This is a genomic window from uncultured Aquabacterium sp. (assembly GCF_947366995.1).
Lineage (GTDB): Bacteria > Pseudomonadota > Gammaproteobacteria > Burkholderiales > Burkholderiaceae_C > Aquabacterium.
The window spans coordinates 1-14,754 of the sequence record NZ_CANBCC010000004.1; the positions used below are offsets into that span (position 1 = coordinate 1).

A 14,754-nucleotide genomic window follows, 5' to 3' on the forward strand; every position below is an offset into this window, starting at 1 on the left:
CTCGGGCTGCCGCTGCTGATGGCGCTGGACGGCCCTCGGGTGGCGGCGGTGCTTGCGCACGAGTACGGCCATCTGCGCGGCCACCACGGGCGCTTCGCCGCCTGGGTGTACCGCAGCCGCCAGAGCTGGGCCCGGCTCAACGCACAACTGGACGGCGACGACGGTGCCGCCTCCTGGCTCACGGCCCGCTTCATGAGCTGGTACGTGCCCCGCTTTCTGGCGCAAACCTTCGCGCTGGCCCGCCAGGACGAATACGAGGCCGATCGCATCGCGGCCAGCCTGGTGGGCCCTCAGGTGGCTGGTGCCGCTCTCATTGAAATCAGCGTCAAGGGCGACTGGCTGGCACGCGCCTTCTGGCGCCAGCACTGGCTCGGCGCTGCCACGCACGCGTTGCCCCAGGGCCCGTTCAAGGCCATGCGCCACCTGCTGGCCAGCCCGCCCGAAGCGGCGCACGCCAGCGAAGCGCTGCGGCAGGCTCTGCGCCGTCCGAGCAACTTCGACGACACGCACCCGGGCCTCAAGGACCGGCTGGAAGCGCTGTCGGCCGACCTGTCGCTGCCGGCCTGGTCGAGCCGATCGGCCTTGTCTCTGCTGGGCCCGCACGCCGAGCGCAGCATCGCCCACTTCGACCAGCGCTGGTGCCGCGACCATGCCAGCGCCTGGAAGACACGCCACGCGCGCTTGCAGAAACTGCGCGCCCTGGCCCAGGACTGGCGCCAGCGCGCGCCTCAGCTGTCTGCCGAGGAATGGGTGATGTGGGCGGATTGCGAACGGCGCTGGCGGGCGCCTGGCTCACTTGATGAGCTGGCGGATCGGTACGAACGCGCCTTGCAGCTTCGGCCCGGCTATGCCCCGGCCCTCAAGGGGCTGGTGCTGTCTCGCCCGAACGCACCGCTGGACGACCACCTCTTCTGGCTCGATACGCTGTGGCAGCGCGATGACAACCTGCAGAGCTGGGCCGCCCGTCAGGCGGTGCAGCGGCTGGAGTCCAGCATCCATTCGGTGGCCGCCGACACACTCGCCCGCTGGCGGCAGCGCGTGAAGGACGCCCAGGCCAGCGACCAGGCCCTGTGGGAGGCCCTGCACACGCCCCCCTGGTTACAGCGTGTGCGACCGCATGAGCTGTCGGCGCTCGATGTGGACGACGCGCTGGACCCGATCATGCGCGAGCCGACCGTTCAACGCGCCTGGCTGGTCAGCCGCGATCTGCCCGGCCACGGGCGCCGCACCGGCTACCTGCTTCTGCTCGACCTGCCCGGCCTGAGCGACGCCCGACGGTATGCCCTGTGTCGCGAGCTCGAAAGCGCCATTGACGTGCCGGGCCCGGTGCTCGCCCTGTGGGCAGGCGACGACCCCACGCTGGCAGACATCGAGCGTCTGCCGGTTCCGCCGTTGTACGTGCGACAGGCGACCTGAGGTCGCTCAGAACAGGCTGCCCTGCGCGGGCGGCAACAAAGGACTGGCTGCGGGCCTCGGTGCCGGGGGGGTGAAGGCGGTCACGTCCAACCCGGGCCCGGCGTGGCCGAGCCCATGGCGCTCGGCTGCCTTGCGCACACGCTGGCGGATCAGGTCGGCCCAGATGCCCTCGCCCTTCATGCGCCGGGCAAAGTCGGCTTCGTAATCCCGCCCCCCGTGCAGTTCACGGATGCGGGCCATGATGCGCTCGGCCTTGTCGGGCACATGGTCGGCCAGCCAGCCCTGAAACAGCGGGTTCACCTCCCAGGGCAGGCGCACCACGGTGTAGTGGATGCTGGCGGCCCCGGCCTGCGCTGCCGCTTCGATGATGCGCTCGATCTCCGGCTCGTTGAGGAAGGGGATGATGGGCGCGACGTTGACCCCCACCGGCACCCCAGCCGCTGCGAGCCGCCGCACAGTCTCCAGCCGACGCCACGGCGCCGCCGCCCGGGGCTCCAGCCGCAGCGACAGGCCCGCATCCAGGCTGGTGATGCTCACCATCACGTAGACCTGCTTCCGGTCGGCTGCACGCACCAGCAGGTCGATGTCGCGCTCCACGCCGCTCGACTTGGTGACGATGGTGTACGGGTGCCGGCAGGCCTCCAACACCTCGAGCACCCGCCGGGTCAGGCGCCATTCGCGCTCCACGGGCTGATAGGCATCGGTGGCCGAGCCGATCTGGATGGGACTCGGCTGGTAGCCAGGCCGGGCGAGTTCGCGCTGCAGCGCCTCGGCCGCATTGACCTTCGCGATCAGCCGCGTTTCGAAATCCAGCCCCGGCGACAGATTCAGGTAGCTGTGCGTGGGCCGGGCGTAGCAGTAGATACAGCCGTGCTCGCAGCCACGGTAGGGATTGATGGCCCAGGTGAAGGGAATGTCCGGAGAATCATTGCGGGAGAGGATGGTGCGCGCCGGTTCGGGCCGACACGTGGTGGGCTGCACCGAGGGCGGCGCGTCGAACGGGTCATCCGCGGGGCCCTCCTCCGGGCGCTGCGCAGGCTGCCACTGCATGGGCTCCCAGCCGGTCTGGTCCCGCTCACGTGTGCGGGCTTCGAAGCGATGCGCCAGCTGCGTGGACGTGCCACGGCCCTTCACGGGCGCGGCGGCGCGCCGGTCGTCCGGAATGGCGTCAGGGGTAGCGGCGGGCTTGCGCATACTGTATTTTCATACAGTACCGCGCGCTGCGCAAACCCCTTCGCCCGTCAGGACCAGCTGACGCTCGCCGAGAACACATACCCCGCGCCATACACCGTCTTGATGATGCGCGGGTCCATCGGGTCGACTTCGATCTTGCGGCGCAGCCGAGAGATGCGCACATCGATGCTCCGGTCCATGGGCGACAGGCCGCGGTGCCCCACCAACTGTTCACGGCTCAGGATTTGATGCGGCCGTTCGAGAAACGTCCGCAGCACCTGCACCTCGGCCACACCGAGCACGTGTTCGGTACCGTCTTCGGCACGCAGGATGTTGGCGGCACAGTCCAGCGTCCAGCCTGCGAACGACGCCAGCCGGCGTGCCGACCCCACGGCCGTGCCCGTGTGGGGCGCTCGCCGCCGCAGGATGCTGCGCACCCGTGCCACCAGTTCGCGCGGCTCGAACGGCTTGGTCACGTAGTCGTCGCCGCCCAGTTCCAGCCCCATCACACGGTCCACCGTGTGCCCGCGCCCGGTCAGGATCAGCACCCCGGCATGCGACTGCAGGGCGATCTGGCGCACCAACTCGATCCCGTCCATGTCAGGCAGGCCGAGGTCGACGATACACAGGTCCGGTCGCGTGGTCTGCAGACGACGCAACACCGCCGCACCGGTGCCGAAGGCTTCGGCGAGAAAGCCAAACTCGGTCAGCACATGCGTGAGCAACCGGGCAATCGACAGGTCGTCGTCCACGATGTAGATCAGGGCCGGCGCCTGGCCGTCCTGTTCTGCTGCGGGAAGGTGCGGCTCGCTCATACCGTGAGCTCCTCGATGGCCGCGGCCAGTTCGCTGGTGGTGAAGGGCTTGGCCAGCAAGGGCAGGTCCGTCAGGGTGTCGATGCCGGGGGCATACCCGCTCATCAGCAACACCTGCTTGGCCTGACCGCGTTCGCGCGCCTGCCGGGCGAGGACACGCCCATCGATGTCGCCGGGCATCATGATGTCGGACAGCAGCAGCGTGATGCCGCTCATCTGCGCCAGGATCTCCTGCGCCTCATGGCCGTTGGCGGCCTCGATCACGGCAAAGCCCAGGTCAAGCAGGCTGCGCCGCACCACCTTGCGCACATCCCCGTCGTCTTCCACGAGCAGGGCCACGCCGCGGCGCGCACTGCCGGGCACATGCCCCGGCTCGTCAAGCGCCGGCAATTCGGCCGGGGCTTCGGTGGCGGGCAGCCACAAGCTCACCGTGGTGCCCTGCCCCGGCGTGCTGCGCACGTCCACAGCACCGCCCGACTGCCGCACAAAGCCATAGACCATCGCCATGCCGAGGCCCGTTCCGCTGCCATGCCGCTTGGTGGTGAAGAAGGGCTCGAACACCCGCGCCAGTGTGGCGGCATCCATGCCGACGCCCTGGTCCTGCACCTCGATGCAGACATGCGGACCTGTCTGCAGTTGCAGCGCTCGAGCCCGCACACCATCCAGATCGCTACACCGCACACGCACGTCGATGCGGCCACTGCCTGGCGTGGCATCGCGCGCATTGAGAATCAGGTTGACCAGCGCGTTCTCGAGTTGCGTGGCATCCACCCAGGTCCACGCGGCATCGTCGCCCGCATGGGCCTGCAGCGTCAGGCAGGCCGGCAGCGCGGGCCGCACCAGGCGCACCACCGACGACACCAGCGCCCCCACGTCGACCGCCGCCGCCTGCAACGGCTGCTGGCGTGCGAACGTCATCAGGCCGCGGATCAGCTCCGCACCACGGCGCGCAGCGGCCACGGCGGGCTGCGTGAACTCGCTCACCAGTTGATCCTGTGGCCGCGCATCGCCCAGTGCCGCCAGGTTACCGATGATGACGGTCAGGATGTTGTTGAAGTCGTGGGCCAGCCCCCCCGCCAGCTGGCCCATGGCTTCCATCTTCTGCGCACGCTCGATCAGCGCCTGCGAGCGCTTCTGCTCGGTCACATCGAAGGTCAACTCGAAGCAGCCCACCACCTCGCCATCGGCCGTGCGGTCGGGGATGAGCGTGGTGCGCACGGACAGCGTCTCACCCTGAACGGTGTGCAGCTCGTAGTCGAACGTGACGGACTCGCCGGCCAGCGCCCGCTTCACATTGGGCTTGATGCCTTCGTAGACCTCGGGGCCAAGGAAGGCCCGCGCGCTGACCTGCTCGGGCCGTTTCGGGTCGAGCCCGAACCAGTCCTGGTAGCCGCGGTTGATGTACTCATAGCCACGGTCGCGCCGGAAGTAGGCCACCAGCGCGGGAATGGAGTCGGTCACCAGCCGCATCTGCTGTTCGCTGCGCTGCAGCTCGGCGGTACGGGCCCGTACGCGCGACTCCAGCTCGAGGTTGGCCTGCCGCAGCGCCTGCTCGGTGCGACGCTGCTCGGTCACGTCCGAATACAGCGTGACGAAGCCGTGTCCCGGCAGGGGCTGGCCGGTGATGCGCAGGATGCGGCCGTCGGGCCGGGTGCGCTCGATGTCGTGAGGCAAGAACTTCAGCGCAAGGTCCACGCGCCGGCGCACGGCCTCGTCTTCGGGCTCGTCGCCGTACTCGCCGCGGCGGGCGTTGTAGCGGATGAAGTCCTCGAACGGCGCGCCGATGCGCGTCATCTCAGGTGGAAACGCGAGCAGCTCCAGAAAGGCCCGGTTCCAGGCCACCAGGTGCAACGAGGCGTCGAACACCGTCAGGCCCTGGTCGAGCAGATCCAGGCCGGCCTGCAGCGTCTGCTGCCGCCAGCTGCCGCCATCGGCTGGAAAAGTGGGGGGGATGGCCGTCACGCTGTCTCCTCGTGGGCGGGCCTCGAACGGACCCTTTGACTGCCGGATTCTAGGCAGCAGCGCGCTGGATCGCCGGCCACGACGGGTGACGCAAAGATTCGTCACATTTGATGGGAGGTCGTGAAAAAGTCCTTGGCCATCATCGCCGCCGACAACGCTTGCCGCGTCATCGTCCGACTGTGAATCCGGGCGCGGCAGGCACCGCCGCCACGGAGACCACGATGACTAGTATAAACCCTTATAAGCTTGGCCTGGACAAGAACGCCGCCAACCATGTCAGCCTTTCGCCACTGAGCTTTCTGCGCCGGGCGGCGGCCGTCTACCCGAACCGCGCGGCCATCGTCTACGGCGAGCGCCGCCAGACCTGGGCCGAGACCGACGCGCGCTGCCGCCGACTCGCCAGCGCCCTTGCGGCCCGCGGCATCGGTCAGGGCGACACCGTGGCCGTGATGCTGCCCAACGTGCCGGCCATGCTGGAGGCGCACTTCGGCATTCCGATGGTGGGCGCCGTCCTCAACACGCTCAATACCCGGCTCGATGCAGAAGCCATCGCCTTCCAGCTGCAGCACGGCGAAGCCAAGGCGCTGCTGACCGATCGGGAGTTTTCGCGCGTGATCAGCAAGGCGCTGGAGATGGCCGGCCGGGATATCCTCGTCATCGACGTCGAAGACGAGACAGCGCCTGCGGGCGACAACCTCGGCTCGCTGACCTATGAGCAGCTGCTGGCCGAGGGCGACCCGGCCTATGAATGGCAATTGCCCGACGACGAGTGGAACGCCATCGCGCTGAACTACACCTCGGGCACGACGGGCAACCCCAAGGGCGTGGTCACCCACCACCGCGGCGCTTACCTGAACTCGGCCAGCAACGTGATCTCGTGGAGCCTGCCGCAGCACGCCACCTACCTGTGGACGCTGCCGATGTTCCACTGCAATGGCTGGTGCTTCCCGTGGACGATGGCGCTGATCGCCGGCACCAGCGTGTGCCTGCGCCGCATCGACCCGTCGGTGATCTTCTGGCTGATCAAGAGCCACCATGTGACCCACATGTGCGGCGCCCCGATCGTCTACAACATGCTGATCAGTGCCCCGGCCAAGCTGCGCGAAGGCCTGAACCACACGGTCAACGGCCTGATCGCGGGCGCTGCACCTCCGATCGCCGTGATCGAAGGCTGCGAGGCCGCCGGCATCAACCTGACCCACGTATATGGACTGACCGAGGTCTACGGCCCCGCCGCGGTGTGCGCCAAGCAAGCCGAATGGGACGACCTGCCACTGGACGAGCGTGCCCGCCTGAACGGCCGCCAGGGTGTGCCCTACGCGCTGCAGGAAGCCGTGACCGTGCTCAACCCCGACACGATGGAGCCCGTGCCGTGCGACGGCGTGACCATCGGCGAGATCTGCTTCCGCGGCAACGTCGTGATGAAGGGCTACCTGAAGAACGAGAAGGCGACGAAGGAAGCGTTCGCGGGCGGCTGGTTCCACACCGGTGACCTGGCCGTGCGCGATGCCAGCGGCTACATCAAGATCAAGGACCGCAGCAAGGACGTGATCATCTCCGGCGGCGAGAACATCTCGTCCGTCGAGGTGGAAGACGCGCTGTTCCACCACCCGGCCGTGATGTCGGCGGCGGTCGTGGCCGAGCCCGATCCGAAGTGGGGCGAAGTGCCGTGTGCCTTCGTCGAACTGAAGGCCGACCAGCACGTGACAGAAGAAGAGCTGATCGCCTTCTGCCGCGAGCACATCGCCCGCTACAAGGTGCCCAAGCGCATCGTCTTCGGTGAGCTGCCCAAGACGGCCACCGGCAAGGTGCAGAAGTTCGTGCTGCGTGAGCGGGTGAAGTCCGCCAGCGCCATCGAGTGACCCCGTGCGGCCCGCCACGGTGGGCCGCTCCCTGAATCCCTGGAGAAATTGGAGAGAGACATGAGCCAGGACATCTATCGGCGCGTAGAGGCCGACCCTGCCTTCCGCGAATTGAAAAGCAGCCGCAACCGACTGGCCGTCACGCTGTCGGTGCTGGTGCTCGGCGCGTACTACGGCTTCATGGCCATCGTGGCCTTCGCGCCCGGCATCTTCGGCCAGCCGCTGTTTGCCGGCAGCACGCTGACGCTGGGCATCCCGGTCGGCGCTGCCCTCATCGTCGGCTCATGGCTGCTGACCGGCTGGTACGTGCGCTGCGCCAACGGCCAGTTCGACCGTCTGACCCGTGAAATCGTGGAGCGCAACAAATGAAAGCCCATCTGAAAGCCCTTGCCGCTTCGGCGGCCCTGCTGGCCGTGGGCTGCGCCCTTGCTGCGCCCGGTGACGTCGGTCAGGTGCAGAAGCAGCCGATCAACCTCACGGCCATCGGCATGTTCCTGGTGTTCGTGCTGTTCACCCTCGGCATCACCTGGTGGGCCGCCAAGCGCACCACATCGGCCGCTCATTTCTACACCGCTGGCGGCGGCATCACCGGCTTCCAGAACGGCCTGGCCATTGCCGGCGACTACATGTCGGCCGCCACGCTGCTGGGCCTGAGCTCGCTGGTGTTCATGCGCGGCTACGACGGCTTCGTCTACACCATCAGCTTCTTCATCGGCTGGCCGGTGATCCTGTTCCTGCTGGCCGAGCGCATGCGCAACCTGGGCCGCTTCACGTTCGCCGACATCGCGTCGTACCGACTGCAGCAGGGCTCGATCCGCACCTTCGCAGCCTTCTCGTCGCTGACCGTCGTGTGCTTCTACCTCATCGTGCAGATGGTGGGCGCGGGCCAGCTGATCAAGCTGCTGTTCGGCCTGGACTACCCCGTGGCCGTGGCCGTGGTGGGCGTGCTGATGGTCGTGTACGTGACCTTCGGCGGCATGATTGCCACGACCTGGGTGCAGATCATCAAGGCCGTGCTGCTGCTGACCGGTGGCGTGCTGATGCTCGGCCTTGCGCTGAGCCAGTTCGGCTTCAACATCGAGACGCTGGCCACCAAGGCCGTGGCTGCGCACAAGGATGGCGACGCCATCATGCGCCCTGGCAGCATGCTGGCCGACCCCATCACCGCGACCTCGCTGTCGCTGGGTCTGGTCTTCGGCACCGCTGGCCTGCCGCACATCATGATGCGCTTCTTCACCGTGCCCAACGCCAAGGAAGCGCGCAAGTCGGTGTTCGTGGCCTCGGGCTTCATCGGTCTGTTCTTCCTGATCGTGTGCCTGCTGGGTCTGGCGGCCATCGTGATCGTCGGCCAGGATCCCAAGTTCTTTGAAGGCGGCGTCATCGGCGGCAAGATCATCGGCGGCAACAACATGCCCGTCATGCACCTGGCCAACGCCGTCGGCGGCAACCTGTTCCTGGGCTTCCTGTCGGCCGTGGCCTTCGCGACCATCCTCGCGGTGGTGGCCGGCCTGGCCCTGGCCGGTGCCTCGTCGATCGCCCACGACATCTATGCCCGCGTGCTGCGCCATGGCAAGGCCACCGAGGCCGAAGAAATGCGCGTGTCGAAGTTCGCTTCGATCGGCCTGGGCGTGGTGGCCGTCGTGCTCGGCATCATGTTCGAGAAGCAGAACGTCGCCTTCCTGGTGGGCCTCACCTTCGGCATCGCCGCATCGGCCAACTTCCCGGTGCTGATCCTGTCGCTGTACTGGAAGGGCCTGACCACGCGGGGCGCCCTGCTGGGTGGCATCGCCGGTCTGGTGTCGGCCGTGCTGTTCGTCGTGCTGTCCAAGGCCGTGTGGGTGGTGGTGCTCGGCAACGAGAAGCCCATCTTCCCGTACGAACACCCCGCCCTGTTCTCGATGCCGCTGGCGTTCTTCTTCACGTGGCTGTTCTCGGTGACCGACAGCAGCGCCCGTGCCAAGCAGGACAAGGCCGGCTTCCATGACCAGAGCGTGCGCGCCGAAACCGGCATCGGTGCCGCGGCCGCCAGCGCGCACTGAGTCCTTTCCCCAAGTCTGAACTGGAGTAACGAACGATGTCCGTCTACAGCGCGCCCCTGCGCGACATGGCCTTCACGATGAAGGAGGTGGCCGGCCTGGACGCCGTGTGCGCCCAGCCTGGTTTCGAAGAAACCTCGCCCGATCTCGTGGAGGCCATCCTCGAGGAAGCCGGTCGGTTTGCCAGCGGTGTGCTGGACCCTCTGAACTGGCCCGGCGACCAGCAGGGTGCACGCTGGGACAACGGCGTCGTTCACGCGGCCGATGGCTTCAAGCAAGCCTACGCCCAGTTCTGCGAAACAGGCTGGAACGGCATGCCCGCCGCTACCGAATTCGGTGGCCAGGGCCTGCCGACGCTGGTCAGCACCGCGGTGCTGGAAATGTGGAAGTCGTCGAACATGGCGTTCTCGCTGTGCCAGATGCTGACGCTGGGTGCCGTCGAGGCCCTGGCGCGCCACGGCAGCCCTGAGCTGCAACAGCGCTTCCTGCCCAAGATGGTGTCCGGCCAGTGGACGGGCACCATGAACCTGACCGAGCCGCAGGCCGGCTCGGACCTCTCGGCCATCCGCAGCCGCGCGGTGCCCGAGGGCGACCACTACCGCATCACGGGCACCAAGATCTTCATCACCTGGGGTGAGCACGACATGGCCGAGAACATCGTCCATCTGGTGCTGGCCCGCCTGCCGGACGCCCCGGAAGGCGTGAAGGGGATCTCGCTGTTCGTGTGCCCCAAGTACCTCGTGAATGCCGATGGCTCACTCGGTGAGCGCAACGACCTGATGTGCTCGTCCATCGAGCACAAGCTCGGCATCCACGCCAGCCCCACCGCCGTGATGTCCTTTGGTGACCAGGGCGGCGCCATCGGCTACCTGGTGGGCGAGGCCCACAAGGGCCTGGGCTACATGTTCACGATGATGAACCACGCCCGCTTGAATGTCGGCCTCGAAGGTGTGGCGATCTCGGAGCGCGCCTACCAGCGGGCCCGCGCCTATGCCATCGAGCGCGTGCAGGGCCGCACCCTGACCGAAGGCAGCCGCGGCATCATCGGCCACCCCGATGTGCGCCGCATGCTGATGGACATGAAGGCCCGCGTGGAAGCCATGCGCTCGCTGGCCTACTACGCAGCCGGCCAGATGGACCGCGCCCATGGTCACACCGATGCGACGGTGCGCCAGCAGAGCCAGGCCATGGTCGACCTGCTGATCCCGGTGGTCAAGGGCTGGTGCACGGAAACCGCCCAGCAGGTGGTGGCCGACGGCGTGCAGGTGCACGGCGGCATGGGCTTCATCGAAGAAACCGGTGCAGCACAGTACGTGCGTGACGCCCGCATCACCACCATCTACGAGGGCACGACCGGCATCCAGGCCAACGACCTGATCGGCCGCAAGCTGGCCCGAGAAGGCGGCGTGACGATGAAGGCGCTGACGCGCACGATGTCGGCCGACGCTCACCGACTGAGCGAGCATCCGGATGCGTCGCTGCGCCAGCTGGGACAGGGTCTGCAGCGCGGTCTCGATGCGCTGTCGCAGGCGACCGACTGGCTGCTGACCGTCGGCGCCCAGCAACCGGCCGCCAGCGCGGCCGGTGCCGTGCCCTACCTGAAGCTCAGCGGCACCGTGATCGGTGGCTGGCTGATGAGCCGCTCGGCCGAGGCCGCTCTGGCCCAGCTGTCGGGCGCCACCGGCGACGAGGGCTTCCTCAGCGCCAAGGTCGGCACCGCGCTGCACTTCCTGCACCACATGCTGGTCGAAGCACCGGCCTGGCGCGACCGCGTCGTCAACGGCGCCAGCAGCACGCTGGCCCTGCGCGAGGACCAATTCTGATTCTGACCTGATCACCAGCAGATCAGCGGCGGGTGGGCCTCGTGGCCTGCCCTCTTTTCAGGCACATGGCGCTCCACGGCATGTGCCTGCTTTTTTTGGTGGACCGATCAGCCTTCGCCGTAGACCACCGTGGCCTGCGCGTCGGGCATCAGCTCCTTGAAGCGAAGCATGGCCGCCTCGGTCGGGTACACCTTGGCCTGGTCGCCCAGCTCCAGTTCGGCCCGCGCCGACAGCTCGGGCGTCCGGCGCTCCACCAGCACACGCAGTGGCAGGCCCTGCAGGATGGGCGGCAGGTCAGGCTGATCCGACTCGATGCGCCGCGCCGGGTGCTCGCGCAGCACCTCGGCCACGGGCAGCTTCTGGTCGCGCGCCACCAGCCGCACGAAGCGGGCATAGCGGCACCGCGCCGACGCCAGGCTCATCACCTCCTGCACGTTCAGTCTCAGTCCGCCTGAGAAGCGGTCCGTCTGCACCTTGCCCTGGATGATGACGAGCTCGTCGTCCTTGAGCAGGTCCTTGTTGGCATCCAGCGTGCTCTGGTTGGCCACGGCCTCGATCGTCTCGCTCTTGTCGTCCAGCTTGAAGATGGCCACACGCCCGCGGGTGCCGTTGATGATGCGCAGTTCGCTGATGATGCCGGCCACCAGCTGCGGATCGCGGCTGTCCTTGAGGTCGCCGATGCGCTGCTTGCAGAAGCGCCGCACCTCGGGCTCGGCCTCGTCGAACAGGTGGCCCGAGAGGTAGAAGCCGATGGCGGTCTTCTCGAGGCTCAGGCGCTCCTTGAGCGTCCACGGCTCGGTCGGCACCAGGTCAGGCTCGTTGGTCGAGGCCGCGTGGCTGTCACCGAAGTCGAACAGCCCGCCCTGGTCGGCATTGGCCGCCAGCGTGTCGGCGTACTCGAAGGCGAGCGACACACTCGCCAGCAAGCCCGAGCGGTGCGGCTCCAGCCGGTCGAAGGCACCGGCCTTGATCAAGGCCTCCACCACGCGCTTGTTGACCAGCTTGCGGTCCACACGCGAACAGAAATCGAAGAAGCTCTTGAACGGGCCGTTGGCCTCACGCTCGCGCACGATGGCTTCGATGGCGCCCTGGCCCGTGCCCTTGACCGCGCCCAGCGCGTAGCAGATGGTCTTGTCGTCGATCGGGATGAAGCGCCACGCGCCCTGGTTCACATCCGGTGGCGTGAACGTGATGCCGAAGTTCTGCGTGGCATCGTCGTGGAAGATCTTGAGTTTGTCGGTGTCGTCGCTGGCAATCGTCATGTTGCCTGCGAAGAACTCGGCCGTGTAGTGCTGCTTGAGCCAGGCCGTGTGGTACGCCAGCAGGGCATAGGCCGCCGCGTGCGACTTGTTGAAGCCGTAGCCCGCGAACTTCTCCATCAAGTCGAAGATCTCGTTGGCCAGCTCGGCGCTGATGCCGTTCTTGGCGGCGCCCTCCGCGAAGATGCCGCGGTGGTGCTGCATCTCCTCGACCTTCTTCTTGCCCATGGCCCGGCGAAGCAGGTCGGCGCCGCCGAGCGAGTAGCCCCCGACGATCTGGGCCACCTGCATCACCTGCTCCTGGTACACCATGATCCCGTAGGTTTCCTTGAGCACCGTCTCCATCAGCGGGTGCGGGTAGGTCACCTCTTCCTTGCCGTGCTTGCGCGCGCAGAACGAAGGGATCAGGTCCATCGGGCCCGGACGGTAGAGCGCCACCAGCGCGATGATGTCCTCGAAGACGCTGGGCTTGGCGTCGCGCAGCATGCCCTGCATCCCGCGGGATTCCAGCTGGAACACGGCCACCGTCTTGCCTTCGGACAGCAGCCGGAACGTGGGCGCGTCATCGAGCGGGATCTTGGCGAAATCGAAGTCCTTCTGGTCCGGATGCCGGGCCATGATGAACTCCTTGGCCGTCTCCAGAATGGTCAGCGTGGCCAGGCCCAGGAAGTCGAACTTCACCAGGCCGATCGCCTCGACGTCGTCCTTGTCGTACTGGCTCACGGCCGAGTCGCTGCCCGGCTGCATGTACAGCGGGCAGAAGTCGGTGATCTTGCCCGGCGCAATCAGCACGCCCCCGGCGTGCATGCCGATGTTGCGCACCATGCCTTCCACACGCTCGGCCAGCGTCAGCAGCGCAGCCACTTCCTCTTCGGCCTTTTCGCGCTCTTCCAGTTCGGGGGCTTCCTTGCGCGCGTAGATGATGCCGGGGTCGGGCTCGGCAGGCACCTTGGCCAGCGTCACCGTCTTGCCCGGGGGCGCCGGGATCAGCTTGGCAATGCTGTCGACATGGCCGTAGCCCATGCCCAGCACGCGGCCCACGTCGCGCAGCGCAGCCTTGGCGGCCATGGTGCCGAACGTGGCGATCTGCGAGACGGCATCGCGCCCGTAGCGGTCCTTCACGTAGTCGATGACGCGGTCGCGGTTGCCCTGGCAGAAGTCGATGTCGAAGTCGGGCATCGAGACCCGCTCGGGGTTCAGGAAGCGCTCGAACAGCAGGTTGTACTTCAGCGGGTCGAGGTCAGTGATCTTCAGCGCATACGCCACCAGCGAACCGGCGCCCGAGCCCCGGCCCGGGCCCACCGGGCAGCCATTGTTCTTCGCCCAGTTGATGAAGTCCTGCACGATCAGGAAGTAGCCCGGGAAGCCCATCTTCAGGATCACGTTGATCTCGAAGTCCAGGCGCTCCACATAGGTCGGGCGCTGCGCGTTGCGTTCGGCCTCGTCGGGGAACAGGTGGAGCAGGCGTTCTTCCAGGCCCTGGTGCGACAGCTCGCGGAAGAAGTCTTCCATCGGCTGCGGCTGGCCGTCCGGCATGATCGGCGTCGGGAAGTCGGGCAACTGCGGCTTGCCCAGCACCAGCGTCAGCGCGCAACGGCGGGCAATGGCCACCGTGTTCGCGATCGCCGAGGGGATGTCCGCGAACAGCGCCGTCATCTCGGCCGTGGTCTTGAAGTGCTGCTCCTTCGTGAAGCGCTTGATGCGCTTGGGGTTGCCCAGGGTCTCGCCCTCGGCAATGCACACGCGGGCCTCGTGCGCATCGAAGTCATCGGGCGTCATGAACTGGATCGGGTGCGTGGCCACCACGGGCAGCCCGAGCCGCGCGGCCAACGGCACCACAGCGCGGATGTGCGGCTCGTTCGTGGCATGGCCACCGCGCTGCAATTCCAGGTAAAAGCGGCCCGGAAAGATCTCGGCCAGCTTGCGCGCCCACATTTCGGCCTTCGCCAGATCGCCCATCAGCACGGCCTGCCCCACCGGGCCCAGGTCGGCGCCGGACAGACAGATCAGCCCTTCGTTGCGCTGCGCCAGCGAGGCCCACGCCACCCATGCATGGGTCCGCTGGCCCGGGGCCGTCCAGGCCTCGCCCAGCAGCTCGCACAGCCGGAGGTAGCCCTCGCGATTCTGGATGACGAGCAGCAGCCGGGTGGGCGCCTTGCCGGCCTCTTCGGGCTCCAGCCAGACGTCGGCTGCGATGATGGGCTGAACACCCTTCTTCTGCGCGCTCTTGTACAGCTTCAGCGCCCCGAACAGGTTGCTCAGGTCAGAAATGGCCACCGCGGGCTGGTTGTCCTTGGCCGCGGCCTTGACCAGGTCGTCGATCCGGACGGTGCCGTCGACGACGGAAAATTCGGTGTGGGAGCGCAGGTGAACGAAAGGCATGGGCGCGATTGTAGGGAGGCCGGCGCC

9 protein-coding genes are annotated in these 14,754 nt (G+C 67.4%); 5 read left to right on the forward strand and 4 right to left on the reverse strand.

Going from position 1 to position 14,754, the window contains the following annotated elements; all coding sequences use genetic code 11:
• Positions 1 to 1,416: M48 family metallopeptidase (locus Q0Z44_RS02200; RefSeq protein WP_298009588.1), on the forward strand; the 1,416-nt coding region annotated here is incomplete at its 5' end.
• 6 nt (positions 1,417 to 1,422) lie between these two features.
• Here Q0Z44_RS02200 and Q0Z44_RS02205 read toward each other — a convergent pair.
• From Q0Z44_RS02205 to Q0Z44_RS02215, 3 genes are read right to left on the reverse strand one after another with little or no spacing between them, the layout of a single operon-like run.
• The gene (locus tag Q0Z44_RS02205; RefSeq protein ID WP_298009590.1) at positions 1,423 to 2,610 is read right to left on the reverse strand and encodes a PA0069 family radical SAM protein; all 1,188 of its coding nucleotides are present in this window, start codon (positions 2,608 to 2,610) and stop codon (positions 1,423 to 1,425) included.
• A 47-nt stretch (positions 2,611 to 2,657) separates the two neighbouring features.
• Positions 2,658 to 3,404: a response regulator transcription factor gene (locus Q0Z44_RS02210; RefSeq protein WP_298009593.1), complete on the reverse strand. Its 747-nt coding sequence runs from the start codon at positions 3,402 to 3,404 to the stop codon at positions 2,658 to 2,660.
• Positions 3,401 to 5,365: a PAS-domain containing protein gene (locus Q0Z44_RS02215; RefSeq protein WP_298009595.1), complete on the reverse strand. Its 1,965-nt coding sequence runs from the start codon at positions 5,363 to 5,365 to the stop codon at positions 3,401 to 3,403. The genes Q0Z44_RS02210 and Q0Z44_RS02215 overlap by 4 nt, the downstream gene beginning before the upstream one ends.
• 221 nt (positions 5,366 to 5,586) lie before the next feature.
• Between Q0Z44_RS02215 and Q0Z44_RS02220 the strand changes: the two genes are divergently transcribed.
• Genes Q0Z44_RS02220 through Q0Z44_RS02235 form a run of 4 tightly spaced genes read left to right on the forward strand, consistent with a single transcriptional unit; the run spans position 5,587 to position 11,086 of the window.
• Positions 5,587 to 7,227, forward strand: coding sequence for an acyl-CoA synthetase (locus Q0Z44_RS02220; RefSeq protein ID WP_298009599.1), 1,641 nt, complete (start codon positions 5,587 to 5,589; stop codon positions 7,225 to 7,227).
• A gap of 60 nt (positions 7,228 to 7,287) precedes the next feature.
• Positions 7,288 to 7,596 carry a DUF485 domain-containing protein gene (locus Q0Z44_RS02225; protein ID WP_298009601.1) on the forward strand — a complete coding sequence of 103 codons (309 nt, stop codon included), beginning with the start codon at positions 7,288 to 7,290 and terminating at the stop codon, positions 7,594 to 7,596.
• Entirely contained in the window at positions 7,593 to 9,266 is a 1,674-nt protein-coding gene (locus tag Q0Z44_RS02230; protein WP_298009604.1) for a cation acetate symporter, read from the forward strand. The genes Q0Z44_RS02225 and Q0Z44_RS02230 overlap by 4 nt, the downstream gene beginning before the upstream one ends.
• Positions 9,267 to 9,301: 35 nt before the next feature.
• Complete coding sequence (locus tag Q0Z44_RS02235) at positions 9,302 to 11,086, forward strand: acyl-CoA dehydrogenase (protein WP_298009607.1); 1,785 nt, start codon at positions 9,302 to 9,304, stop codon at positions 11,084 to 11,086.
• Between the two features lie 107 nt (positions 11,087 to 11,193).
• Here the strand turns inward: Q0Z44_RS02235 and dnaE are convergent, their stop codons facing one another.
• Complete coding sequence (dnaE, locus tag Q0Z44_RS02240) at positions 11,194 to 14,727, reverse strand: DNA polymerase III subunit alpha (RefSeq protein WP_298009610.1); 3,534 nt, start codon at positions 14,725 to 14,727, stop codon at positions 11,194 to 11,196.
• Between the last annotated feature and the right edge of the window lie 27 nt (positions 14,728 to 14,754).